This window comes from Thioalkalivibrio versutus (genome assembly GCF_001999325.1).
GTDB classification, from domain to species: Bacteria; Pseudomonadota; Gammaproteobacteria; order Ectothiorhodospirales; family Ectothiorhodospiraceae; genus Thioalkalivibrio; species Thioalkalivibrio versutus.
This window is the reverse complement of the sequence record NZ_MVAR01000022.1, coordinates 1-24830: the sequence shown is the minus strand read 5'-3', so window position 1 is coordinate 24830 and position 24830 is coordinate 1. Positions and strand designations below refer to the sequence as shown.

Sequence of the window (24830 nt, the reverse complement as noted above, 5' to 3'; positions counted from 1 at the left end):
GTCCGGCGCACGCGCCTAGAAGAACGTCGTGACGGCGGAGTCGAGGGCGTCGCGCATGTCCGGATCGTCCGTGATCGGACGCACCAGGGCCATGCGGCAGGCGGCCAGCGGCGCGACTCCCTTCGCAATCAGCGACGCGGCGTACACCAGCATGCGGGTCGAGATCCCCTCGTCCAGCCCGTGGCCCTTCAGATTGCGCGCGCGCTCCGCGACGCTGACCAGCTTGCTGGCCATGTCCTCGTTGACCCCGCCTTCGTGGACCACAATCCGCGTTTCGGTTGCGTGATCCGGGTAGTTGAAGTCCAGCGCGCCGAAGCGCTGCTTGGTCGACTCCTTCAGATCCTTCATCAGGCTCTGATAGCCCGGGTTGTACGAGATCACCACCTGAAAATCCGGATGCGCCTCGACCATCTCGCCCTTCTTCTCCAGCGGGAGCATGCGACGATTGTCGGTCAGCGGGTGGATCACGACGGTCGTATCCTGGCGCGCCTCGACGATCTCGTCGAGGTAGCAGATCGCCCCGTGGCGTGCCGCCTGGGTCAGCGGGCCGTCCTGCCAGCGCGTGCCGTTGGCATCCAGCAGATAGCGCCCCACCAGATCCGAGGCGGTCATGTCCTCATTACACGAGACGGTAATCAGCGGCTTGCGCAGCTTCCAGGCCATGTGCTCGACAAAGCGCGTCTTGCCGCAACCCGTGGGGCCCTTGAGCATCATCGGCATGCGCACCGAATAGGCAGCCTCGTACAGCTCCACCTCATCCGCCGTGGACTGATAGTAAGGCTCCTCGGTGATCAGGTGATCGCGTAGTTCGTCCTGCATGTTTCGACTCCTCAATCAGAAAGGCCGGGGCGCAGGCCCCGGCCACCGGCACGCATCGGCGTCAGTCAGGCCAAACCCGATCCGGATGCAACGCGTTGCCGCCCTTGTTCGCCTTCGGCTCCTTCTTTGCAGCCGGCTTTTTCCGGCCCGGGGTTGCCTTGGCCTGGGTCGACTGGGCGGTCGTCCCCGTCTTCCTCGTCGCTGCCGGCTTCTTGCGCGCCGTGGCCGCCTTGCGGGCCGGAGCCTTGCGGGTCGTGGTCGCCGCCTTCTTGGTGGCGGCCGCCTTGGTACTCGCGGCAGCCCGCGGGCTGCTGCTCGCCGGCTCCTGGCTCGTGTCCTTCTGTGCCGCGGCCGGCGCGTCGGCCGTGGCCGTGTTGTCCGGGCTCTTGTCCTTGTCCTGGTCCTCGCGCGCACTGCGCACGCCGGCTGCCAGCTTGTCTTGCAGATTGCTCATTGCGACACCTCCTCGATGATGGCTTCGATCTCCGCCGCCGCCGCCTCGCCCGGCTTGCCCAGATCAAAGACGGAACAGCCTTCCAGCGCAGAACGCCGATATATGGCCCGCCGGCGGAGCGACTGCTCCAGGGCGGGGATGTCGATCTCCATCAGTGCGTGTTTCATCGCACGCGACAGCGCACTGCGGACTTCGAGCTGATTAATCACGATGTAGGGGCGCAGGGCGGGATTCCTGAGCTTGGCCTCTTCGAGCCCGCGCCCCATACGGACGCTACCCCACAGATCCACCGGCGACGGAAGCACCGGGATCAGGACCTCGTCCGCGGCCGCCAGGGCACCGGTGACGGCCCCGCCCTCGAGCGTCGGCGGGCAATCCACCACGATGTGGTCGTAGTCCTTGCGCAGGGCCTTCAACTCGCGGTCGAGGGGCCCGGCAACCGCAAACACCGACGCCGCAAACGGACGATCCTCGGAGGCCATGCGGGCCCATTGACCGGCCGAACCCTGAGGGTCAGCGTCGACCACCAGCGTGCGGCCCCGCCGGGCCAGCCCCGCGGCCAGGTTCATGGTCAGGGTGGTCTTGCCAGTGCCGCCCTTCTGATTGACTACCGCGATTACCCTCGAACCCACGCAACAGCCTCCTGCGGAAGGGGACCGGGCTCTCAACCCGGCCCATCAAGAATCCCCCGGCTCAGCCGGTGGTGGCATCGGCCAGGCGGTCGACTTCAAGGGCAAAGGCCTTGTCGCCTTCCCCAAGCTGTTCGCCATCACGGGCGTCGATCGTGATGTTCACGTAGGTCGTGCCGAAGCTGATGTTCGGATGATAACCATCCTGCTCCGACAGCTCGGCCACGTGGTCTAGAAACTTCCGCGTGATGCCGTAGCGGTCGAACGTGAACTGTTTGCTCATGGACGCCGAGGTCCCCTTGCCGGGTTCCCACCCGGCCGGAACCACGAGATCGGTATCCGCCATTGCCTACTCCGCTTGTGTTGCCGCGTCCGCGCTCGTCACGCGGTGCTGCCCTGGGCATCGATCTCGCGCACGTGTTCCAGTTCATCCTCGAGGATGCTCTCGAACAGCGCCGCATCATCCACCGCACCGACGCGCCGGCAATAGACGGCTGCTTCGTCGTACAGACGAATCGCCTCCATCTCCAGCTCGCGCGAGTGCGCCAAAAGCTCGGCCATGGAGCGACCAAGCCGCACCGGCGCCAGCTGGCTACCGTTCGGCGCCACCCCGTAGTGGAACATGCGAGTCATGAAGCGATCCGCATGATCCAGCTCTTCCTGGGCGTCCCGACGCAGGCAGTCGCTTACGTCAGTCATCCCCCACATCGCGGTCAACCGCGCCTGGGCCAGGTACTGCTGGACCGCCGACAGCTCGTGTGCCACCGCCCGGTTCAGGTACCCCACGATCCGTGGATCGGACATGGATGTCGCCTCAGCTGGCCGAACCGCCGGCAGTCGGTGCCGTCGGCAGGATCCCTTCCACTTCCGAATGCACGCGAGCAATGATGTGCGCAGCCACCAGGCCGTCACCCACACGCTCGCAAGAATCCGCGCCCGCACGCACAGCGGCGTTCACGGCACCGGTTTCACCACGGACCAGGACGGTCACGTAACCGCCACCGACAAATTCACGACCGATCAGGCGCACTTCGGCGGCCTTGGTCATCGCATCCGCGGCTTCGATCGCCGGGACCAGACCACGGGTCTCGATCATGCCAAGGGCCACACCAGAAATTTCGTTAGCCATCATCTACCTCTTCATGAAAAAGCCGTCGGGCCCGATCCGGGCCCGACGGGGTTCGGCCGCCGTGAGTTACGGCTTTTCCGGGAGGATGTTTTCCACCTCGGAATGGACGCGAGCAATGATGTGCGCGGCCACCAGGCCGTCACCGACACGCTCGCAGGAATCCGCACCGGCACGCACGGCGGCGTTCACGGCACCGGTTTCGCCACGGACCAGCACGGTCACGTAACCACCACCCACGAACTGGCGCCCGATCAGACGCACCTCGGAGGCCTTGGTCATTGCGTCCGCGGCCTCGATCGCCGGCACCAGACCACGGGTCTCGATCATGCCCAGCGCCACACCAAAACGTTCAGTTGCCATTGTCTTCTCTCCTGGATTTACGGTTTTTTAAAACAAAAATGACGCTCACGCCGCCTTGCGGGAACCAGCAGAGCGCTGTGCATCGGTCTGGTCTTGTCCTGCCACGTCCTTCGACCCTTCCGTCTTCTTACCACCATCGTCCCAGTGGTCGATGATGCCGCCGATCGTCAAATCGGTCTGGATAGTGTTGTCGTCCAGCGCGAGCCGCGCGGCCGACCCGCTGATGGTGAATACCCAGTTACCCGGATGCGCCCCGACCGGATCCACGGCCACACTGAGCGCGCCCTTCTGGTCGACCAGCACGCGCAGCGAAATGGTGCTCAACCCGTCGACGCGACGGGTCACCACCAGTTCATCCTGCACCTGCATGATTTCCATGGAGCTACTGCTCCTCCCAGTAATCGATGATCCCGACGATCGTCGCGTCACTCGGGTAGGACTTGTCACCGGCCGCTTCGCGCGCCGCCGAGCTGCCCACTACGATGACCCAGTCCCCGGGCACGCACCCGACCGCATCGACCGCCACGGTGCGCGGCCCACCCGCCTTTTCCTGAACCACCAGCAACGGCCGGTGCCCCAGATCGCGGATGCGGTTGGTCGAAACCAGCGTCTTCTCAACCTTGCAGATCTTCATTCCCGTTCCCGTGTGCGTCAGGCGGCCAGTGGTTCCAGACGGCTTCCGCTGCGTTTGTCGCGGATCACCATGTGGCAGCCGATCAGGCCCTTTTCAGCCAGGTCGCGATAGCGATCCATGATCGTGTTGCGAATCCGGCGACAACGCGCCTCGACCCGCTCCCGCGATCCCGGCACCTTGCGGTCGTAGCGGTAATGCACCACCACCGGAATTGGCAGGCCGCGCTCGACATTCAGCTTGCGAAAAATCTTGTTCACGCCGACATCCATCCCCTCGGCGCCCTCTTCCATCGTCTCCAGGTGAGCGAAGTACGCGAAGTTGCGAACCTGCATCTCCTCGATTTCCTGGCCGACGATGATCACACGCTCGCGGTGGCCGACATCGGCGTAATGGCCTCCGTGATAGCGCGCCACATAATCCAGCTGCGAAATATTGCTCAGCAGCAGCCGCGAGATCAGGCGCAGCATCCCTTCATGCGGCGCGCCGTTACCGCGCCCCCAGCCCTGCTGGTGAATCGTGTCCTGGATCGCCTGATACACCCGCAGCGATGCGGTCTGTTCGTCCAGCCCCTGCGTCGCCCGGTACAACTCCGCGCTTTCCACGAAGCGATACAGGCTCATCCGTGTGTCCGCGTCCGGGATGTGGATCTTGATCGCATCCGTATCGGTATCCACCCCGATTAGCAGCGTGTCGACCGAGGCCCCACAGCAGTAGGTGTTCTCGATCGCCTGACGAAACGCGCGCAGCTGGTGCAGGGCGCCGTCCGCCGCATCGCGCTCGCTGTTGCCGTGCGCCGCGCAGCCCTGATGCAGCGGATCCGCGCCACTGTAGTGGTAAGCCGCAATCTTCAGATAGCGGCTGGGGACATCGGCCGTGGTCGGCCGCCCCTCACGGAAGCGCAGCAGTTCGCGCTTGGTCCAGTGACGTACGTCCTCTTCGATGTCGAACTGCGCCCCGGCGTAACTCTTCACTCGCACCGCGAGATCAGGAAGCCGCAGGATGAAGCGGCGCAACCCCAGCAGTCGGCCGTCCGAGCACGGGGAGATGTCCACTTCGTGGAAGTCGCAGTCGAGGAAATACGCAATTGCGCTTTCCGCTTCGGCGACCAGGTCATCACGGCCGGCCCAGTATTCGTTGACCACCTGATCGAACAGCTCGAACGTCCCGTGCAGATACAGTTCGCGCGTATCCAGATCGTTGATCCAGGCATCTTCCAGCGCCTTTTGCGGCAGCTGATACCCCAGGCGCTCCTCGACGATCGCCTGCGCCCGCGCCTCGAAGTCCCGCTCGTGCTGCAGCGCATGCACCTCCTTGAGCACCGGAACCAGCTGCGCGAAGCGCTCCCGGAACCCCTGCTCGAAGGCGTGCAACCGCTCGTTCATCGGGACATCCGCCAACGCGTGACCCGCGGTCAGTTCACGCGCCATGTCCGGAGACGACGAGCCGCAGGCCGGCACCGCGGACACCGGGACCGCACTACTCGGCGCCGCGGCGCGCGCAGCCGCAATCCGGGACTTCGCGAAGCGCGAGCCCATGGAGCTGTTTTTGCGGCGACCACGCACCATGACGTTCTTCAGAGTCCTCGCCTGTCCTTAACCGCGCGCCCCGCCGGACAGCGTCACCAGAGAACCGGCGTCGCTGTTCCCGGAGGAACCCGTGATCCTGCTCGTGGGCGCTTCCTTGCGCTCGAGTTCCCGATTGATATAAGCGCTGCGGCCTTCACCACGCGGGTTACCCTTCTGCGTCTGGTTGCGGCGCGTCGAGAAGCCCTCGGTCCCGGTCACGTGGTCACCGCGCCCCCAGTCGTCGCCGGTAATGGAGACGCCATTGCTGCTGCCGTTCAGCGTCACCCGGTTGGCACCGACCTTCTCCGCTTCTTCCACCGGCTCCGCGGCCACGGACTGCTTGCTGGCGCCATAACGGAACTCTTCGGTGCCGGAGACCAGACCCATCGCCTTGTTAATGGAACCGGTCAGGCTTCCGCTACTGCCATAGGCCGTCCCCGTCACGCGCTCCCGACGCTCTGCGGCGACCCGCGCCGGGGTGTCCACGCTGAAGCCGGCGTTGGGCATCGGGCGAGAAGCGGCTTGCGCCACTGGCTGCGCCGGCGCGGCCTGCATGCCCATCCCTTCCGGGCGCAGACGCGGATGCAGACTGCTCGCGGCACTGGCGCAACTCTTGGCAAATTCGTTACCGCCCACATACGGGGAACCGGACACGTCCTGACAGGCGCCCCGTTCGGTACCGGTCACGCGCTTGTCGTAGCCCGGTTGGCTGCCGGACAGCGAGTGCCCCGGCGTGGACTGGCGCTCGGCCACACGGGTCCCGGCCTCCTTCGAATCCTGCGTATCGCAGAACTGGTCGTACTGATCCGGACCGATATAGGCCGTGCCGCTCACCGGCTTGCAGGCGCCATATTCGTCACCGGTGACCCGCGAGGAACGCCCGATCGCCGAGCCGGACACAATCTGCTGATTCCAGGTACGGCCCACAGTCACTTTCTCCGGGCTGGCTTCCGGGCGCTGACCGCCACAAAAGGCGTCATAGTGCTCGGAGCCGGCATATTCCGTGCCGGTGATCGGCTTGCAACCACCATATTCGTCACCCGTCACGTGGATCGAATGATCCACCTGGGTACCGGAAACCTCGCGACCCCGCAGGGTGTGCATTACACCGACCTTGGGGACGCCCCCGGCGTCCGGGCGCTCGCACAGTTCACCAAAGTCGGACTTGTTGTAGTACGGCGTACCGGTCAGCGAGGCACAGGAGCCGCGCTCGTCGCCGGTTACATGCCGGCTACGCCCCACGGCCACACCCGTCACGCTCTGGTCTTCCATGGTGTGCGACTCCTGGACCTTGGCCGGGGCCGGCTCCGGGCGAGTACCGCAAAAGCCCTGGAACTGCTCGGTGCCCAGATACTCGGTCCCGGTCACCGGTTTGCAGCTGCCATATTCGTTGCCGGTTACGTTCACGGAGCGCCCGACTTCGGAACCGGTCAGCTCACGACCGCGAAGCGTATGCATTACGCCAACCTTCGCCGGCGCCCCGTTCGACTTTCCCGTGTTACAGGGAACCTCGCTGGCCGCGGTGTTCAGGTACTCAGTACCGGTCACATCGCGGCAAGAGCCGGCTTCGTCGCCGGTAACGCTCGGGCTACGCCCGACCGAGGTGCCCGATACGCCTTCCCCTTGACGGGTGACCATCACGCTGGTTCGGGCCGGCCCGGCCTGCGGACGCGTGCCGCAGAAGCCTTCGTATTGTTCGGTACTGAGATATTCGGTGCCGGTGATCGTCTCGCAGGACCCACGCTCGTCGCCGGTCACACGGTTCGACCGCCCTACTTCGGTGCCACTGACGGACTGGCCGTGCGCCGTGTGCGAAGCGCCCACCTTAGGCGGATTACCTGCGGGGGACACGCCACAGTAACGCTCGTAATGTTCCACCCCAAGGTATTCGGTCCCGGTGACCGACGAGCAGCTGCCCGCCTCGGTGCCGGTAACGCCGGAGCTCCGCTCGACTTGCGTGCCACTGACGTGGCTGCCGGCGAGCGTGGTGCCCTCTTCAACCTTCGGCGGCACATCGCCCTCGACGGGGCGTGGCCGGCCACAGGGACGCCCCGGCTCGGAGGAGCCACGGCCCAGCTTGCACAGTTCTTCACGGCGCTGCCGAGCGACTTCGCGGGCGGACATCCCTTGGCGCTTGGCGGCCTTCCAGGCGCCTTCCTGCGGCATGGTGCCGCGGGCCTGACCGCCGTTAAAACGCCGACGCTGGGCCTTCTTGCCGCTCTGCGCCATGGCATCCCGGCGCGCCATACAGATCGCGCGAACCTCCGAGATCATCGGATGCGGACCGGCGGCTTCGCCCCCGGACTCGACCTTGTGGCACAGCTGGTCCAAGCCGCTTTCGACCACCGCGGCGTCGCGGCTCGGGGCGCTGTTTACCGACGCATCGCGCTCGGCCTTCTCGCCCTTGCAGCCGCAGCCGCAATCCTTCTTGGATTCCTGGGTCGCGGCAGCCACCGGTTCCGATCCCTTGATGCGATCCCCACGGCGCGGTTCCGGCGCAACGGCCTTCTTGCCTTCCGTGGAAAGCGCCTGACGCCGCAGGCGGCAGATCTCGCGACCGCTCATGTTCGAGCAATCGACCTCGACGTTCTGCGACTGGGCCAGCGCTTCCAGCTGGCGCGAACGTTCGGCGCCGGCGGGGGCCATGCCACCCGCGGCCTGCGCACGCGTGTTGGTTCGGCCCACAGCCTTCTTGCCCTGGCGCGCCATCTTCTGGCGGCGCTCAAGGGCGGCCTGGCGGCCATTCGAGATACCCGTGTGCGCGCCCGGTTCCGGGCGGCGCTCGGGGGTGGTGTCGCGAGTCTCGACGGAGACCTGCGACGAGGATTCACTGGAGTGCATCTCCGGCTCCCGCGCCTGGGGTGCCGGGGCAGGGTCCGCCTTCGCCTGGCGCGCATCTCGCGCAGCCCCAGCGGAGCGGCTGCTCCCTTTGGTTTGGTCGGTCGACTTCACGGCAGCCTTGCCATTGCGAGACATGGCTTTGCGCCGTTCCAGGGCACGTTCACGCCCCGAGAGACCTTCAGACGCAGATGTCGGATTACTCATGGCACTTCCTTACAGTTGGCGGCAGCAACGGTAAATAACGCTTTACTGAACTGCCGGGCCCGAAGGCGGACCCGGCAGGTACCGGGCCCTAATTAGCGACCGCGATCGACCACGAAGGCCGTGCCCTGACTCTGGGCGTAGTTATCGTAGGCGAGGAAGCGAACCATCATGCCGGGGTTGGCACGGCGGCACTGCTCGATCTCGCTCAGCACGGTCTCGACGGACTGCTCGCCGAACATCGGGAGCTTCCACATGTACCAGTAGTTGGACATGGCGTGTTCTTTTTCGCTGTACTCGACCGCCGGATTCCAGCCCTGGGCAATGGCGTATTCGATCTGACGGCGAACCTGATCGGCGTTCATCTCGGGCAGGTAGGAGAAGGTCTCGTACTTCTGCACCGGCTTGAAGTTCTGAATATCGGACATGTCGTTAATCCTATGCGCTTGTTCTCTGAAGGTGCGGGCGGCCATTCAGGCCGCCCGCACACGGACGATCACTTGTGTTGGACGTCCAGCTTGTCGGTGGTGTCGAACTCGAACTTGATTTCCTTCCACGTTTCCATGGCGATCTTCAGTTCGGGACTGTGCTGGGCGGCCTGGGTCAGGATCTCCTTGCCTTCCTTCTCGATCTCGCGACCCTCGTTGCGCGCCTGGACGCAGGCCTCGACGGCCACGCGGTTGGCGGTCGCGCCCGGAGCATTGCCCCACGGGTGGCCCAGGGTGCCGCCACCGAACTGCAGCACGGAGTCGTCGCCGAAGATGGAGACCAGGGCCGGCATGTGCCAGACGTGGATACCACCGGAGGCCACGGCGAACACGCCCGGCATGGAACCCCAGTCCTGATCGAAGAAGATGCCGCGCGAGCGGTCTTCCGGGATGAAGGATTCACGCAGCAGATCGATCCAGCCAAGCGTCGCGGCGCGGTCGCCTTCCAGCTTGCCGACCACGGTGCCGGTGTGGAGGTGGTCGCCGCCGGACAGACGCAGGATCTTGGCGAGCACACGGAAGTGGATACCGTGCTTCGGATGACGGTCGATAACCGCGTGCATGGCACGGTGGATGTGCAGCAGCATGCCGTTGTCGCGGCACCAGTTGGCCAGGCCGGTGTTGGCACAGAAACCGCCGGTGATGTAGTCGTGCATGATGATCGGTGCGCCAATTTCCTTGGCGTACTCGGCACGCTTGTACATTTCTTCCGGGGTCGGCGCGGTGACGTTCAGGTAGTGACCCTTGCGCTCGCCGGTCTCGGCTTCGGCCTTTTCGGTCGCTTCCTGGACGAAATCGAAGCGGTCACGCCAGCGCATGAACGGCTGGGAGTTGACGTTTTCGTCGTCCTTGGTGAAGTCGAGACCGCCACGCAGGCACTCGTAGACGGCACGGCCGTAGTTCTTCGCGGACAGACCCAGCTTCGGCTTGATGGTGCAACCCAGCATCGGGCGGCCGTACTTGTTCAGGCGATCACGCTCGACCTGGATACCCATGGGCGGACCGCCACAGGTCTTGACGTAGGCGATCGGGAAGCGCACGTCTTCCAGGCGCAGCATACGCACGGCCTTGAAGCCGAACACGTTACCGACCAGGGAGGTGAACACGTTCACCATGGAGCCTTCTTCGAACAGGTCGATCGGGTAGGCGATGAACGCGTAGAAGGACTCGTCGTCACCCGGGACGTCCTCGATCATGTACGCCCGACCCTTGTAGTAATCCATGTCGGTCAGGAGGTCGGTCCACACCGTGGTCCAGGTACCGGTGGAGGACTCGGCTGCCACAGCGGCGGCAGCTTCTTCGCGGTCGATACCGGGCTGCGGGGTAATCTTGAAACACGCCAGCAGGTCAGTATCCAGCGGCGTGTATTCGGGCATCCAGTATGTTTCGCGGTAATCCTTGACGCCCGCGGAGTACTTCTTGGCGGCAGACATGTGGCCTTCTCCTACGCGTTGGTTAATCGTGATGGTCGCCTAGATTAGGGAGGGCAATCACTAATAACAAATAAATAATCTAGATGCGACCGATAGACAATCGTTTATATAAAAGCCGGGCAGCGGGAGGGCCGCTGACCGGCAGGGGTTCGGGTTCGCAAGGATGCAGTCAGGCGCCGAAACGCCGACCGCGACCCATTGCGGACGTCGATTGTAGTCGAAGACCGTAGCCGTTGCATGCCTTCGGCGCGACCCGCCGCACAGGCCCTGTGACGGGCCGCCGGGAACGCCCCGTCACGCAGCAACGACCCCGGGTATCAGGACGTGGAGGCAGTGGCGGGCTCTCCGTCACCGGCGGCATGGTGATCCCGCGCCAGGTAGAGATAGATGGCGGGCACCACGAACAGGGTGAACAGTGTCCCGATCGCCATGCCGCTCGCGATCACCAGGCCCATCGCGAAACGCGAGCCGGCACCGGCCCCGGCGGCCATCAGCAAGGGCACCATCGCCACCACGGTCGCGGTGGTGGTCATCAGGATCGGCCGCAGGCGCAGGGCCGACGCCTCCTCGATGGCTTCGCGCAGCGTCCGGCCCTGGCGTTGCAGCTGGTTGGCGAACTCCACGATCAGAATGCCGTGCTTGGCAATCAGGCCGATCAGGGTCAGCAGGCCCACCTGGGTATAGATATTCAGCGAAGTCACCCCAAGGCTGATGAAGATCAGTGCCCCGGCGATCGACATCGGCACCGTGGTCAGAATGATCAACGGGTCGCGGAATGACTCGAACTGAGCAGCCAGGACCAGGAAGATCACCAACAGGGCAAAGAAGAAGGTGACCACCAGCTCACTGCCCTCGGCCTTCAGCTGACGCGACTGTCCGGCATAGTCGACACTGACATCCGGTGGGAGCACGTCGGCGGCAATCTCGTCGACGATGTCCAGCGCCTCGCCCAGGGTCACCCCCGGCCGCGGCACGCCCGACAGGGTCACGGCATTGAGCTGCTGGAAGCGCTTGAGCGAGCGCGGGGTCACCGTTTCTTCCAGTGTCACGATGCTGGATAACGGGATCGGCTCGCCGTCACGGGTACGCGTGAACAACTCTTCCAGCTGCTCCGGATTCAGGCGCTCGCTGCGCTGCACCTGGGGGATCACGCGATAGCTGCGGTTCTCCATCGCGAAGCGCCCGGCAAACCCGCCAGACAGCATGGTTGCCAGATCGGCATTGAGCGTGGCCATGTCGATCCCGAGCTGGGCGGCGCGTTCGCGGTCGATCTTGAGATCCACCTGCGGCTGATCGAAGTCGAGATCGGAGTCCATGAAGATAAAGCGCCCGGTCGCCATCGCCCGCTGCATGATCTCGCTGGCGAACTGCTCCAGCTCCTCGAACGAACCGGTGGAGCCGAGGACCACACTGACCGGTGCACCGTCGCCCGGAGTGGGCAGCTGCGGCGGCTGGATCGCGAACACCTCCAGCGCCGGGATGCGGTCCAGGCGTGGCTGCAGCTCCTCCTGCAGGATGGTCTCGGTATCCCGATCACGCTGATCCCAGGGTGCGAGGACGAAACCGCCCAGGGCCTGGTTGCCGGCACCGGCGATGCCCGGGCCTCCGCCAAAACCGTTCACGATAAAGATGTTATCGAGCTCCGGGATTTCGTCGAAGAAGCGGTCGGTCAACTCGGTGTTGCGTTCCAGCCAGTCCAGGCCCATGTAGGCGTCGCCTTCCATGATGGAGAACGCGAAGCCCTGGTCCTCCGGCGGCTCCAGCTCGCTCTGCGAGGTGACGAACAGGAAGTAGCAGGACACCAGCACGATGGCACCGAACACCGCGATGGTGAAGCGGTCATTCAGCGCCCCATGCAGGCGCCGACGATAGCGTTGCTGGAGGGAGTCGAAGCGTGCATCCAGCCAGCCTTCGATCCGTCCGCGCTTCTCGGTGGCGCCATCGCGCAGGATCTTCGAGCACATCATCGGCGACAACGTGATCGCGACAATGCCCGAGATCACGACAGTCGCCGCCAGGGTGAACGCGAACTCGATGAAGAGCGTCCCGGTCAGCCCGCCGATGAAGCCCAGCGGCAGGAACACCGCCACCAGGGTGGTCGACATCGCCACGATCGGCCAGGCGAGTTCGCGCGCCCCCTGGATCGCCGCGTCCATGCGCGACATCCCCTCCTCGATATGGCGGGAGATGTTCTCCAGCATGATGATGGCGTCATCCACCACGATGCCGATGGCCAGCACCATCGCCAGCAGGGTCAACAGGTTCAGCGAGAACCCCATCAGCAGCATCAGCATGAAGGTGCCCACCAGCGACAGCGGCACCGCTACGGCCGGGATAATCACGCTGCGCAACGAGCCGAGGAACAGGTAGATCACCACCAGCACGATCCCCAGCGCCAGGCCGATGGTCACCAGCACCTCGTCGATCGCACTCTGGATGTAGTCCGTGGAGTCGTAGACGATCTCCCCTTCCAGCCCCGAGGGCAGGCGCGGCAGGATGCGCTCGTCGAATACGTCGCGGACCTCGGCAATCACGTCCAGGGCGTTGGCATCCGGCGCCATCTCGATACCGACGAAGGTGGCCGCCTCGCCATTGAAGCGCACCGAGGTGTCGTAATTCTCCGAGCCCAGCTCCACCTCGGCCACGTCGCCCAGGCGCACCAGGTCGCCGTCGGTCTCGAACAGGATCAACTGCTCGAACTCCTCCGGACGACTCAGATCGGTATCCGCCGTCAGGTCCAGCCCAACCATGGAACCCCGCGTCTGGCCCACGGCGGACAGCACATTGTTGCGCTCCAGGGCCTCGCGCACGTCGCGCCCGGTCACACCGAAGGCGGCCATGCGATCGGCATCCAGCCAGGCGCGCATCGCAAAGCTCTGGGCACCCAGGATCTCGGCTCGCTGCACGCCGTTGATGGTCGCCAGTTCCGGCTGCACCTCGCGGATCAGGTAATCGGTGGTCTGGTTGTTGGACAGCCGTTCGGAGTAGAACGACATGTACATTGCGGCCACGTCCTGCCCCACGGACAGATCCACCACCGAGTCCTCGGCCTCCGCCGGCAGGTCGCTGCGAATCTTGTCCACCTGGGCCGCGATCTGCGTCAGGGCCACGTTGGGATCGTAGTCCAGCTCCAGATGGGCCTCGACGATGCTGATCCCCGCGCGGCTGGTGGAGACGAGGTAATCGATCCCCTCGGCCTCGGCCACCTCGCGCTCCATCGGCGTGGTGATGAAGCCCTGCACCAGATCGGCATCCGCGCCGATATACGCGGTGCTGACGGTCACCACCGCGTTCTGCACCTCGGGGAACTGGCGCACGTTCAGGTCAAATACCGCGCGCACCCCGAACAACAGGATGAACAGACTCACCACCGTGGCGAGCACCGGCTTCTGGATGAAGATATCGGTAAAGCGCATGCCAGCGACCCCGCTCTAGCGGTTCGCCGGGCGCGGGTCGCGCTCGGCATCGGGCTGGGCATCCTCGGTGATCTCGACCGGGGAGTCGTTTTGCAGCTTGAGCAGGCCACTGGCCGCGATACGCTCACCCGGCTCCAGCCCGTCAAGGACCTGCACCAGATCACCGCGGCGCGCGCCGGTCTCGATCAGGCGTTGTTCCACCCGCAGCTGGCCTTCGTCGTCCTCCGCGATCACGAATACCGATTGCCCCCAGGGCGCAAAGCGGATCGCGGTCTGCGGCGCGACCACCGCCTCCTCGGACTCCCCGCGATCCAGCGTCACCCGGGCGAACTGCCCCGCACGCAGGCGACCCTGTTCGTTTTCCAGCAGGGCCTGCACGCGGAACATGCGCGAGGCCGCGCGGACCCGCGGCTCGATGGCCGTGACCTCGCCGGTGAACTCTTCGCCAAAGGCATCCACCTCCACACGGACGTCCTGACCCAGGGCGATCTCGCCCAGGCGGCGCTCCGGCAGGGTGAAATTCACATACAGCGGCTGCAACGCCTCCAGCACCACGATCGGATCCCCGGGCCCGACGAACTGCCCGACGCTCACCTCGCGGATACCCAGCTCGCCCGCGAACGGCGCGCGCAGGCTCTTCTGCCGGATGCGCGCCTCCTGCGCCTTCACCGAGGCCTGGGCCTGCTCGGCCTCGGCGACCCGGCGCTGAAATTCCGAATCCGAGATGTCGTTGCGCTCGATCAGGCCCCTGGCGCGCTCCAGCTCGCGGCGCGCCAGGCGCTCGCCGGCCCGCAGGTTGTCGAGCTCGGCCTCGTCCAGGGTGGTATCCAGGTCCACCAGCGGATCGCCGGCCTCGACCCGCGCCCCGTTCTCGAAGTGGATCGCCTGGACAATGCCCTGCGCCTCGAAGCTCAGGGTCGCGCCCTGCACGGCCTCCAGGCTACCGATCGCACGCACCTGCGGAGTCCAGGAGTCCGTCGACACCTCTGCGGCGTTGATGGTCACCACGGGCTCCGGCATATCTTCGAAGTACTCTGCGATCTGCTGATCGACAAAGGCCTTGAAGCCGAAAATACCGCCGAGCACGATGGCCACCGCCACCAGCATGAGGATAAAACGCTTCATCAGGGTCTCCTGGAGACACCGGCGGGGGCATTCCCACCGGCATCATGAAATGAGTTCAACAGACTCGCCCGTCGCCGGACTCTAAACAGCGCCCGGGTCGCAGAGACCTGCATCGCGCAGGGCGGCACGCACGCGCGCCGTCTCCGCCCGAACCACCGTGGGCTCGTCCGGATCCAGCCGCGGCTCCCAGCGCCAGCCGGTCATCAGGGCATGGAAATGCCGGATGAGGTGGTCATAGGGCCGATGGATGTCGTAGGCATCCAGCAACCCCTGCGCATTGGCAAGGCTCTGCATCCCCACGTTCAGCGCCCAGGGGCCCAGCCCCATCTCGTCTTCGGAGATCTCGCGGGCCGGCGGCAGGTCGCCGCGGTCACGCGCCTCGGCCACCACCGCATGCACCGCCTCGCTGATCGGCTTCCCGGCCTCCAGCAATGCCATGCGGCGCGGAGCCGACACATTCGCCCAGACCACCTCGGTCACCAGGTACTGGGTCAGGCGATAGTAGTCGGGGTTTTGCGCGGCAAAATCGATGTCGGTCAGCACGATCGCCAGCATGCGCGAGCGCGTGCCCAGGGAGAGCTCGGGGATGGCCCGGAAAAGCGCCGCCCGTTGCAGCGTGGTGCGTGCCGCGACCGCCGCCAGCAGATCCTCTTTCGACTCGAAGTGCTGGTACAGCGTACCGGTCGCATACTCGCAGTCCGCCGCCAGCTTCGACATCTGCAGGGCCAGCAGGCCCTCCTCGCGGATGCGCTCGTGCGCCCGCTCGATGAACAGCGCCTCGCGCGTCTCGCGCTCGCGGCGTTTGCGATCCCCGGTAGTCATGGCGCTCAGCATATCGAACCCACTACGTTTTTTGAACCCGATTCGAGTTAGGTCCCGAAAAAGGCCGGGGACAGCATGCCCCGGCCCCCCGATTCGAGTATTCAGCCCGTCTCGCGCAACAGCCGCACGATCGCGTCGGCGACACTCTTGCTGGACTGCGGGTTTTGCCCGGTCACCAGCTTGCCGTCCACCACCACGTGATCGGCCCAGTCGTCGGCGGTATCCACCTCGCCGCCGAGCTCCTGCAGCTTGTCCTGCAGCAGGAACGGCATCGCAGTGTCCAGCTGGACCGCCTTCTCCTCGCTGTTGGTGAAGGCCGCCACCTTGCGCCCCTTCACCGCGGAAGTGCCATCCGCCAGCATCGCACCGACCAGACAGGCCGGCCCGTGACAGACGGCGCCAACCACCTTGTCGTTGTCCATGAATTCCGCGACCAGCCGCTGGACATGCGGGTTGTCCGGCAGATCGAACATGGTGCCGTGACCGCCGGGAAAGAAGATCGCGGCATAGGCCCCATGGTTCGTGTGCTCAGTCAGCGCGATGGTGTCATCCAGGGCCTCCTGCGCGGCCACCGCCGCGGGGCCCGCATGACTGGCCTCCAGGCTTTTCGGATCCAGCGGCACGGGGCCGCCCTTCGGACTGGCCACCTTGACCTCGAAACCCGCCTTGCGAAAGCGATCATAAGGCTCGGCGAACTCGTCGAACCATACGCCCGTCGCCTGGCCTGGAGCGATCTCGCCGTGACTGGTTACTACCATCAGAATCGTCTGGCTCATCCCTTGTCTCCTTGCATCCATGTCTCCGGTGGACTCGCCGGCCGGCTACAGGTTCCTGGTGTGCAAGGCCTGGGTGAACGAGCAGCGAGTCTGACGGCGAAAAACAGACGCGGAAGGATCAAGCAAACGAGAGACCCGAAGAACCGCGCGGCCGGATAGCCGCGGGCTGGGCATCAGACGCGGTAGTACTCGCGATACCACTCGACGAAGCGGGCGATGCCATCTTCCACCGCGGTCGCGGGGGCATAGCCCACGTCCTGACGCAGGGCCTCGACATCGGCATAGGTGTCCGGCACATCCCCCGGCTGCAGCGGCAGGAGGTTCTTCTCGGCCTTCTTGCCCAGGCACTCTTCGAGCACCTCGATGTAGCGCATCAGCTCCACCGGCTCGTGGTTGCCGATGTTGTACAGGCGGTAGGGGGCTGCGCTGGTGGCCGAGTCGGGCTCGGCCCCGTTCCAGTCGGGGTTGCGCGGGGCCACGTGATCCAGGGTGCGGATCACACCCTCGACGATGTCATCGATGTAGGTGAAGTCGCGCCGGTGGTGGCCGTAGTTGAAGACGTCGATCGGCTCGCCCGCCAGGATCTTCTTGGTGAACATGAACAGCGCCATGTCCGGGCGGCCCCAGGGGCCGTAGACAGTGAAGAAGCGCAGCCCGGTCACCGGCAGATCGTAGAGATGGCTGTAGGTATGCGCCATCAGCTCGTTGGCCTTCTTGCTGGCGGCGTACAGGCTCAGCGGGTGATCGACGTTGTCGTGCACCGAGAACGGCATGGTGGTGTTGGCGCCGTAGACCGAGCTCGAGCTGGCATAGACCAGGTGCTCGACGCCGTTATGCCGGCAGCCTTCCAGGATGTTGCCGAAACCGACCAGGTTGGTGTCGACATAGGCCGCCGGGTTCTCCAGTGAATAGCGCACGCCGGCCTGGGCCGCCAGGTTCACCACCCGCTGCGGGCGGTGCTCGCGGAACACCCGCTCCATCGCGGCGCGATCGGCGATGTCCTCGCGCACCTCGGTGAAGTTCGGGTGGTCCTGGGTGCGCGCCAGGCGCGCCTCCTTCAGCGAGACGTCGTAGTAGTCATTCAGATTGTCGACGCCGACCACCTGGTCGCCACGCTCCAGCAGGCGCAGGCTCAGGGCGCTGCCGATGAAGCCGGCCGAGCCGGTCACAAGAACTTTCATCGCGTTAGTCCTGGTCGTCCGGCAGGGTAATGTTCAGCTCGAGGACCTCGCAGTCCCCTTCGCGGTCCACGTTCATCTGCACGGCCTCGTCGTCTACCTGAACGTATTTGCGGATCACCTGCAGCAGCTCCTGCTGCATGGCCGGGAGGTAGTCGGGCCCGGAGCGCGCCGCACGCTCGCGCGCCACGATGATCTGCAGGCGCTCTTTGGCAACGCTGGCGCTCTTCTGCCGCGGCTGACGGAAGTAATCGAAAATCCCCATGATCAACCCTTGAACAGGCGCCCGAAGAAGCCCTTCTTCGGTACATCGACAAAGCGCAGCGGGCGTTCCTCGCCCAGGAACCGGTCCACCGCGTCCTGGTAGGCCTGCCCGGCGTCGGATTCCTCGTCCAGCACCACCGGCTGTCCGGCGTTCGAGGCATTCAGCACCGCCTGGGATTCCGGGATCACGCCCAGGAGTTCGATCGCCAGGATCTCGCCGACATCCTCGATGCTCAGCATCTCGCCGCGTTCGGCGCGCTCGGCGGAGTAACGCGTCAGCAGCAGCTTGCCCTCGATCGGCTCACCGCCTTGCTCCACCTTGCGCGTCTTGCTCGCCAGGATGCCGAGGATGCGGTCGGAGTCGCGCACCGAGGAAACCTCGGGGTTGGTCACCACGATCGCCTCGTCGGCAAAGTAGGCGGCCATCAGTGCGCCGCGCTCGATCCCGGCCGGGCTGTCGCAGACGATAAAGTCAAAGTCGCCGGACAATTCGTTCAGCACGCGCTCCACGCCATCCTGGCTCAGGGCGTCCTTGTCGCGGGTCTGCGAGGCGGGAAGGATGTAGAGGTTGTCCACACGCTTGTCGCGGATCAGGGCCTGCTTCAGGTTCGCATCGCCGTTGATCACGTTGACGAAGTCGTACACCACGCGCCGCTCGCAGCCCATGATCAGATCGAGGTTGCGCAGACCGACGTCGAAATCGATCACGACGGTCTTGTGACCGCGCTGGGCCAGGCCAGTGGCAATCGCGGCCGAGGTGGTGGTCTTGCCCACCCCGCCCTTGCCGGAGGTAATCACTACGATACGTGCCATGTTGGCGGTAGCTCCTTGTCGTCTTGCACGCGCCCGGTGTTCCCGGGGCGTGCGGACGGGTTCCTGTCATTCGTGACCGGCAGGTGGCCGGTCAGATCTCCGCGATCTTGAGGCTTTCGTCGTCCAGTGTCACCAGCCGATTCTCGCCGCGTTCGGCTTCCGTGATGTCTTCGGCGATCCGGTAGTGTCCGGCGATGGACAACAGCTCGGCGTCCAGGCGCCGACAGAAGATACGCGCGGTCACCAGACCGCGCACCCCGGCCAGCGCACGCCCACGTAACGGACCCAGCACATGGATATGCCCGTCCGCCAGCAGTTCGGCGCCCGGCGAGACTGCGCCGGTCACGATCAGGTCCCCCCCGCGGGCGTAGATCTGCTGCCCGGAACGCACCGGTTGATCGACGATACGAGTCGCGCTGTGGACCGCCGCCACGGCGGTCGGCGGGCGTTCCTGCTCGGGCTCGACGGCCTTGTCCTGCGCCGGGGGCTCGTCTTCCAGCGGCACCTCGCCGGAGGGTGCGCCGCCACGCCCGCCCAGTTGCAGCACCGGCAGGACGTCGAACAGTTCGGCATAGCTCTGCAGGCGCTCGGCGGCGGCGCCTGCCTGCAGGCCGATCAGCTTGAAGCCCTCGGCGCGTACGCGCTCGATGGTTGCCTGCAGGTCGGACTCCGGGCTCTCGGCCACTGCCTCCAAATCGAGCACGATGGGCATGTCGCGCATCAGATCCGGGGCCTGGTCGCGCCGCGCGGCCAGCACCTCGCCCAGAACCTGCGGATCGGTCTGGTACACGCGCAGCACAGAGACCAGCATCATGCGGCCTTTCAATTCAATGGCCTGGACAGAACTCGGGGACGCGCTCATCGGATCGGCTGGCTCGCTGGCGGTGACGTGCACAAAACAGGGGCGGCGTCCGGCATCTGGAGCGCCGGACAGGACGTGCGCTTTATAGCGCGGACAGGGAAAGCACAGCAAGGGTGCGGGATCACTCCTGCCGCCACATCAGCTGCGCGGCGGGCCCGGGATCAGCGTGTTGGTGCGGCGCACGTAGTCGGCATAACCGGGGCGGGATTCATGCAGACGACTTTCCAGCAACGTGACACCGGACACACGCAGGATCAGCAGGATCATCAGCACCGCCGAGGGAACGGCCCACCAGCCGCCCGCCGCCAGGGCGAGCAGGCCGAACCCGACCCAGACCACAATCTCCCCGAAATAGTTGGGGTGACGGCTGTAGCGCCACAGGCCACGATCCATCACCTGCCCGCGATTGCCCGGATCGGCGCGAAAACGTGCCATCTGCGCATCCGCCACCGTCTCGAAAAAAAGTCCCACCGCCCAGAACAGCAACCCGGCGACGGCCAGCGGCCACCACACCACCTCGGCCCGCACCACGGCCAGCATGGGCAGACCGATCACCGCCACCAGTGCGCCCTGCAACCAGAAGATCGTGACCAAACTGCGCGCGGCAAAGGCACCCTCGCTTCGGCCCGCACGCATGTCCGTGTAACGCCCGTCCTCGCCGTGGTCCCAATTGCGCCAGGTAATAAAGGCGGACAGCCGCAGCCCCCACAACAGCACCGGGATCACGATCCACAGCCCCAGCAGAGGCCACCCGGCCAGCCCCCACCACACCAGCGTGACCAGGACGAAACCCAGACCCCAGTAGCGGTCCACCAGGCTCGCGTCGCGCCGCAGCACGCTCGTCGCCCAGACCCCCGTCATCAGGGCCAGCGCCGCGCCGAACCCGACCAGGAACATCACCCAACCGGCCATCCGCTAGGCCTCGGGCCGGCGAAACAGGATATGCGACACGAACCACTCGTTCCCGCCGCGATAATCGAACAATTCGGCGCAGGCCATGTAGAACATGCGCCAGCGCTGGAACCACAGCGCGGCATCCTGTGCGCCGTAGGTCTGTTCGAACAATGGCATCAGCTCGTCCCGCGCGGCGTCCTGGCGCGCCAGCCAGGCGTTCAGGGTGCGCGCGTAGTGGTGGCCGTTCACCCGCCACTGGCGCACCACGCGCAGATCCTCCTGAAAATGCCGCGCCAGATCATCCGATGGCATCAACCCGTCGCGGAAGAAGTACTGCCCCATCCAGTCGTGTTTGCCCTCGCTCTCGAAGAAGTAGGCGAACTCGCGATGGGCGAAGACATGCATGAACAACTGCCCGCCCGGACGCAACCAGGTCGCCACGCGCCGCAACAGCTCGGGCCAGTTGCGCATGTGCTCGAACATCTCCACCGACACCACGCGGTCGAACCCGGTCTGCTCCGGCGCAAAGGTGTTCATGTCCGCGGTCATGATCGTCAGGTTTTCCAGCCCGCGCGCATCCCGCCGGGCCTCGATCGAGGCCCGCTGGGTCGCCGAGTTGGACACCGAGACGATGCGCGACCGCGGGTATTGCTCCGCCATCCAGAGCGACAGCGAACCCCAGCCACAGCCCAACTCCAGGACCTGCTGCCCATTCTCGAGGCCTGCCCGTTCGCAGGTCAGCTGCAGCATGGCCGCCTCCGCCCCGCGCAGGTCATCCACGCCCTCTGGCCACCAGGCGCAGGAGTATTTCAGCCACGGCCCGAGGCAACGCTCGAAATATTCGGTCGGAACCTCGTAGTGCTGCTCGTTCGCCACCTCGGTGGACAACGCCACGGGCGCGGCGCGCATCGCCTCGATCAACGCATAGCGCCGCTCCATCGCCTCTTCGGCCGGGGCACCACTCGCGCGCAGCCGCTCGGCCAGCAGCCGACGAATCCCCGCCCGCACGAGCGGGTCCGGCACCCGTCCCTGTTCCGCCCATTCGATCATCCGCTGCATCTGTCGGCCTCTGTTGCAATATTCAGGGAGACACTGACCCGTTCGCACTTTGGCGTTCGAGTCGGCCTTGCGTGCTAGCTCCGGCACCCGCCGCGCCGGGGCTTGTAGAAAGATAGAAGGATCAACGCCAACGTGCGAATGAATCAACATCAACCTCGTTGACCCGGGGCCCAACATGCGTTTCCCCGTCAAGCCAGGGACACGTCGCGGGTGACTGACACCTTTGCTTGCCGGGGTGCTAGATTGGCAACCTTGATCTCAGCTACTGAACCGACATGGCGCAACCCCAACGGATCCCGGCCCGCACCCTCCACCGCATCTGGGCACCTTTTTTCAAGGCGGTCCAGGAGCGACACGACGCCTTTCTGAATGACCTCGACGACCGCCTGATGGAGGCCTCCGAACGGGCCATCGATTCGCAGCGGGCGGCCCAGAATTTCGCCCTGTCGCGACAGGTTCGAATGGGGAGCTCGACGATCAGGCAACACTTCCGCGAGCGACTACACGCGGCCCTGATCTCTGTTGACGAAACAGAGGGCGCAGGCGACCTCACCGGTGACGGCCTGGAATTGTCCCTGATGGATGACGCCGACACCGAACGTGAAGTTGCCCTGCGCAAGCTCGTCACCAGCGCGCGCTCCAGCCTGTCCGAGGAGATCGACGCGCTGGAGACGGTCACTCGGGATTATGACCTGGCCACGCCGCCCGAAGCCGCGCCCTGGCACCCCCACGCACTGGGCGAGGCGTTCCTCGAGGCTATGGAGGCCGTCCCGCTGTCCGCCGACGAATGCCTGCTGCTCCTGCACTGGTTCGATCGTGACATGCTCCGGGAAATGCAGCCCGAAATGCAGGCGCTGCTGCAGGACTTCCGCGAGGCCGGCTTCACGGTTCCCCAGGTGCGCCAGACGACACGCAGGCCGGCCGGTCGCAGCGACCCCAACGCGGGACAAACCGCCCCCACCGGCGCCCCGCCGGGGACCGACTTGTGCGGGACCGGCACCGCATCGGGCCACTGGGGCCAGTTCGGGTACCAGGTACCGCTCGCCGGCCAGGTAATGACTGCAACCGGACAGGTGCCCGCCGGCAGCCCGGTCGAGGCCATCACGACCGTGTTGAACACATCCCCGGCCAGCACGCTGGAACCGTTCATCATGGATCTGCTGCAGGGTCTGTTCGACCTGATCCTGAAACGGGACGACCTCAACCCGGCCCTGCGCGAACCGCTTGCCGACCTGCAGCTGCCACTGGTGCGTATCGCGATGCGCGAAACCCACTTCTTCCGCGATCGCACACACCCGGCGCGCCAGATAACCGGCCTGCTACTGAACATCGCGCTGCGCATCGACCCCGACCTGCCCCTGGACGAGGCCCGACAGCTGCCGCTCACCCGCCTGGTGTTCGAGAACGTGGAGCGCGTGCGCAACGGTGGTCTTAGCGACAGCGCTGCCTTTGACGAGGCCCTGAACCGACTGCGGGACGAACTCGCGACAGCCGAGGAGCAGATCGTTCACCAGGCAGCAAGCGAGCAGGCCGAGGCACAGCAGGAAGAGCGCACGCTGGAGATCCGTTACAGCGTCGAATCCACGGTGGAGCGCACCGTGATCTCCATGGGCCAGGACATCCCCGACGAGGCGCGCGAGCAGCTGATGGATGCCTGGGTACCCCTGATGACGGCCCAGAAGACCGCAGACGCCGAGACTTCGGCGTCCTCTGATGCCCCCGCGGACCCGGCGAACCCGGACAACGATGGGATGGCTCTGCTGCACGAACTGCTGGCGCTGATGCAGAAGGAGCCGGACTTCCAGTCCTCCGCCCCGCTCCTGGCCCGCATCCGCGCCTTCCTCGATCGCGCCCCGCTGTCGAAGGAAGAGCGCGCCCGCATCAAGCAGGACCTGGTCAGTGCCCACCTGGTCGCCGCCGGGAAACGCCGTTCCGCCACCGCCGATCGGCAGTCGCCAGCCGAACAGGCGCCGACTGGGCCAACCGGCGAGTCTGGCACCAGCGAAGAACGGTCCGAGCAGCCGGCGCGCAAGCGAGCCAGCGCCCGCCCGGGTTCCATCTTCGGCAGTTCACCGCGCCATCCGGACGACGACCCGTCCCTGATGCGCGACCATGACGACGAGCATGTCGAGCATGCCGACAACCTGATCTCCGGCACCTGGATCCAGTTCACCTCCCCCGCCGGCACCAAGGTCACGCGCATGAAGCTGGTCTGGCGCGGCAGTCACGCCGGACGCCTGCTGTTCACTGATGCCGCCGGACGGGCCAAGCGCCAGCACAGTATTCAGGGTCTGGCGCACGAATTCCGCAGCGGTCGCGCGCAGATCATTCCGGAAGAATCGCTGTTCGATCACCTGATGGACCAGCGCCTCGGCCAGACCGCCTGAGTCCAACCCTGGCCCGGTTCGGCACGCGACCTGCCACCCCAGCCGGACCTTTTCCGCCGCGACGCGGTCCATCTCTCGAACCCCTTTGGGATGCATCGATGACACGCACACTGGCGGCCCTGTTCGCGGGCCTGGTACTGGGGATCCTGATGACCGGATGCAGCAGCCCGCAGAAGATGCCGACCGTGGACCACGTCGACCTCGATCGCTACATGGGCGACTGGTACGTGATCGCGAATATCCCCACCTTCCTCGAGCGCGATGCCTACAACGCGCTGGAGCAGTACGCGCTGAACGACGACGGCACCATCGCCACCACCTTCTCGTTCAACAAGGGCGGCTTTGACGGGCCGCGCCGCGAGTACAACCCCACGGGCTTCGTGCAGAGCGAGGACAACGCCGAATGGGGCATGCGGTTCCTGTGGCCGTTCAAGGCCGAGTTCCTGATCATCTATCTCGACGAGGCGTACAGCCAGACGGTCATCGGCCGCAGCAAACGCGACTACGTCTGGATCATGGCGCGCGAGCCGGAGATGCCCGAGGACGACTACCAGGCCATCCTCGCCTACCTGGACGAGCTCGGCTACGACACCGACGAGATCCAGCGCGTACCCCAGCGCTGGGACGACTGACGTCCCCTTGGGAAACACTGATCAATGCACACGCTCGCGCTCGAGTCGC

The 24830-nt window shown here is 65.5% G+C and carries 25 protein-coding genes; 2 read left to right on the top strand and 23 right to left on the bottom strand.

Annotated features, from left to right (window positions below):
- Positions 1-15 precede the first annotated feature (15 nt).
- The 23 genes from B0684_RS08340 to B0684_RS08230 all read right to left on the bottom strand — a co-directional run bounded on the left by B0684_RS08340 (position 16) and on the right by B0684_RS08230 (position 21762).
- On the bottom strand, positions 16-819 hold the full coding sequence (locus B0684_RS08340) for a CbbQ/NirQ/NorQ/GpvN family protein (RefSeq protein ID WP_018144344.1): 804 nt from the start codon (positions 817-819) through the stop codon (positions 16-18).
- A gap of 61 nt (positions 820-880) precedes the next feature.
- Positions 881-1273, bottom strand: coding sequence for a hypothetical protein (locus B0684_RS08335; RefSeq protein ID WP_018168601.1), 393 nt, complete (start codon positions 1271-1273; stop codon positions 881-883).
- Positions 1270-1905 (bottom strand): ParA family partition ATPase, encoded by a 636-nt coding sequence (parA, locus tag B0684_RS08330; RefSeq protein WP_018168600.1) that lies wholly within the window; start codon positions 1903-1905, stop codon positions 1270-1272. Before parA ends, B0684_RS08335 begins: the two co-directional genes overlap by 4 nt.
- A 61-nt stretch (positions 1906-1966) precedes the next feature.
- Positions 1967-2248 (bottom strand): 4a-hydroxytetrahydrobiopterin dehydratase, encoded by a 282-nt coding sequence (locus B0684_RS08325; RefSeq protein ID WP_018168599.1) that lies wholly within the window; start codon positions 2246-2248, stop codon positions 1967-1969.
- Between the two features lie 35 nt (positions 2249-2283).
- On the bottom strand, positions 2284-2706 hold the full coding sequence (locus tag B0684_RS08320) for a ferritin-like domain-containing protein (protein WP_018168598.1): 423 nt from the start codon (positions 2704-2706) through the stop codon (positions 2284-2286).
- A gap of 10 nt (positions 2707-2716) precedes the next feature.
- The gene (locus B0684_RS08315) at positions 2717-3031 is read right to left on the bottom strand and encodes a BMC domain-containing protein (RefSeq protein WP_026289304.1); all 315 of its coding nucleotides are present in this window, start codon (positions 3029-3031) and stop codon (positions 2717-2719) included.
- A 66-nt stretch (positions 3032-3097) separates the two neighbouring features.
- The gene (locus B0684_RS08310; protein WP_077277010.1) at positions 3098-3391 is read right to left on the bottom strand and encodes a BMC domain-containing protein; all 294 of its coding nucleotides are present in this window, start codon (positions 3389-3391) and stop codon (positions 3098-3100) included.
- 45 nt (positions 3392-3436) lie between these two features.
- Complete coding sequence (locus B0684_RS08305; protein WP_018168596.1) at positions 3437-3769, bottom strand: carboxysome peptide B; 333 nt, start codon at positions 3767-3769, stop codon at positions 3437-3439.
- A gap of 4 nt (positions 3770-3773) precedes the next feature.
- Positions 3774-4025 carry a carboxysome peptide A gene (locus B0684_RS08300; RefSeq protein ID WP_017940626.1) on the bottom strand — a complete coding sequence of 84 codons (252 nt, stop codon included), beginning with the start codon at positions 4023-4025 and terminating at the stop codon, positions 3774-3776.
- A gap of 17 nt (positions 4026-4042) precedes the next feature.
- The gene (locus B0684_RS08295) at positions 4043-5452 is read right to left on the bottom strand and encodes a carboxysome shell carbonic anhydrase (RefSeq protein WP_018168595.1); all 1410 of its coding nucleotides are present in this window, start codon (positions 5450-5452) and stop codon (positions 4043-4045) included.
- Positions 5453-5617: 165 nt separating this feature from the next.
- Positions 5618-8566: a CsoS2 family carboxysome shell protein gene (locus B0684_RS08290; RefSeq protein ID WP_026304847.1), complete on the bottom strand. Its 2949-nt coding sequence runs from the start codon at positions 8564-8566 to the stop codon at positions 5618-5620.
- A 161-nt stretch (positions 8567-8727) separates the two neighbouring features.
- Positions 8728-9060, bottom strand: coding sequence for a ribulose bisphosphate carboxylase small subunit (locus B0684_RS08285; protein WP_018168592.1), 333 nt, complete (start codon positions 9058-9060; stop codon positions 8728-8730).
- 68 nt (positions 9061-9128) lie between these two features.
- Positions 9129-10553, bottom strand: coding sequence for a form I ribulose bisphosphate carboxylase large subunit (locus B0684_RS08280; RefSeq protein WP_018168591.1), 1425 nt, complete (start codon positions 10551-10553; stop codon positions 9129-9131).
- Positions 10554-10870: 317 nt separating this feature from the next.
- Positions 10871-13969, bottom strand: a complete 3099-nt coding sequence (locus B0684_RS08275; protein ID WP_018168590.1) for an efflux RND transporter permease subunit — start codon at positions 13967-13969, stop codon at positions 10871-10873.
- Positions 13970-13984: 15 nt separating this feature from the next.
- Positions 13985-15094 (bottom strand): efflux RND transporter periplasmic adaptor subunit, encoded by a 1110-nt coding sequence (locus B0684_RS08270; RefSeq protein WP_018168589.1) that lies wholly within the window; start codon positions 15092-15094, stop codon positions 13985-13987.
- 81 nt (positions 15095-15175) lie between these two features.
- A complete protein-coding gene (locus B0684_RS08265) occupies positions 15176-15928 on the bottom strand; it encodes a TetR/AcrR family transcriptional regulator (protein ID WP_018168588.1) in 753 nt (250 codons plus the stop codon).
- Positions 15929-16017: 89 nt separating this feature from the next.
- Complete coding sequence (locus B0684_RS08260; protein ID WP_018168587.1) at positions 16018-16692, bottom strand: type 1 glutamine amidotransferase domain-containing protein; 675 nt, start codon at positions 16690-16692, stop codon at positions 16018-16020.
- Between the two features lie 173 nt (positions 16693-16865).
- The gene (locus B0684_RS08255; RefSeq protein WP_018168586.1) at positions 16866-17873 is read right to left on the bottom strand and encodes an NAD-dependent epimerase; all 1008 of its coding nucleotides are present in this window, start codon (positions 17871-17873) and stop codon (positions 16866-16868) included.
- 4 nt (positions 17874-17877) lie between these two features.
- A complete protein-coding gene (gene minE, locus B0684_RS08250) occupies positions 17878-18135 on the bottom strand; it encodes a cell division topological specificity factor MinE (RefSeq protein ID WP_018937842.1) in 258 nt (85 codons plus the stop codon).
- Between the two features lie 2 nt (positions 18136-18137).
- Positions 18138-18947 carry a septum site-determining protein MinD gene (minD, locus tag B0684_RS08245; RefSeq protein WP_018144362.1) on the bottom strand — a complete coding sequence of 270 codons (810 nt, stop codon included), beginning with the start codon at positions 18945-18947 and terminating at the stop codon, positions 18138-18140.
- A gap of 91 nt (positions 18948-19038) precedes the next feature.
- On the bottom strand, positions 19039-19761 hold the full coding sequence (minC, locus tag B0684_RS08240) for a septum site-determining protein MinC (protein WP_018168585.1): 723 nt from the start codon (positions 19759-19761) through the stop codon (positions 19039-19041).
- A gap of 186 nt (positions 19762-19947) precedes the next feature.
- A complete protein-coding gene (locus B0684_RS08235) occupies positions 19948-20721 on the bottom strand; it encodes a DUF1295 domain-containing protein (RefSeq protein WP_018168584.1) in 774 nt (257 codons plus the stop codon).
- 3 nt (positions 20722-20724) lie between these two features.
- Positions 20725-21762, bottom strand: a complete 1038-nt coding sequence (locus B0684_RS08230) for an SAM-dependent methyltransferase (RefSeq protein WP_018168583.1) — start codon at positions 21760-21762, stop codon at positions 20725-20727.
- A gap of 275 nt (positions 21763-22037) precedes the next feature.
- On the opposite strand from B0684_RS08230, the gene B0684_RS08225 reads away from it, so the two are divergent.
- Entirely contained in the window at positions 22038-24149 is a 2112-nt protein-coding gene (locus B0684_RS08225; RefSeq protein ID WP_018168582.1) for a DUF1631 family protein, read from the top strand.
- 98 nt (positions 24150-24247) lie between these two features.
- Positions 24248-24781, top strand: coding sequence for a lipocalin family protein (locus B0684_RS08220; protein ID WP_018649831.1), 534 nt, complete (start codon positions 24248-24250; stop codon positions 24779-24781).
- Positions 24782-24830 lie beyond the last annotated feature (49 nt).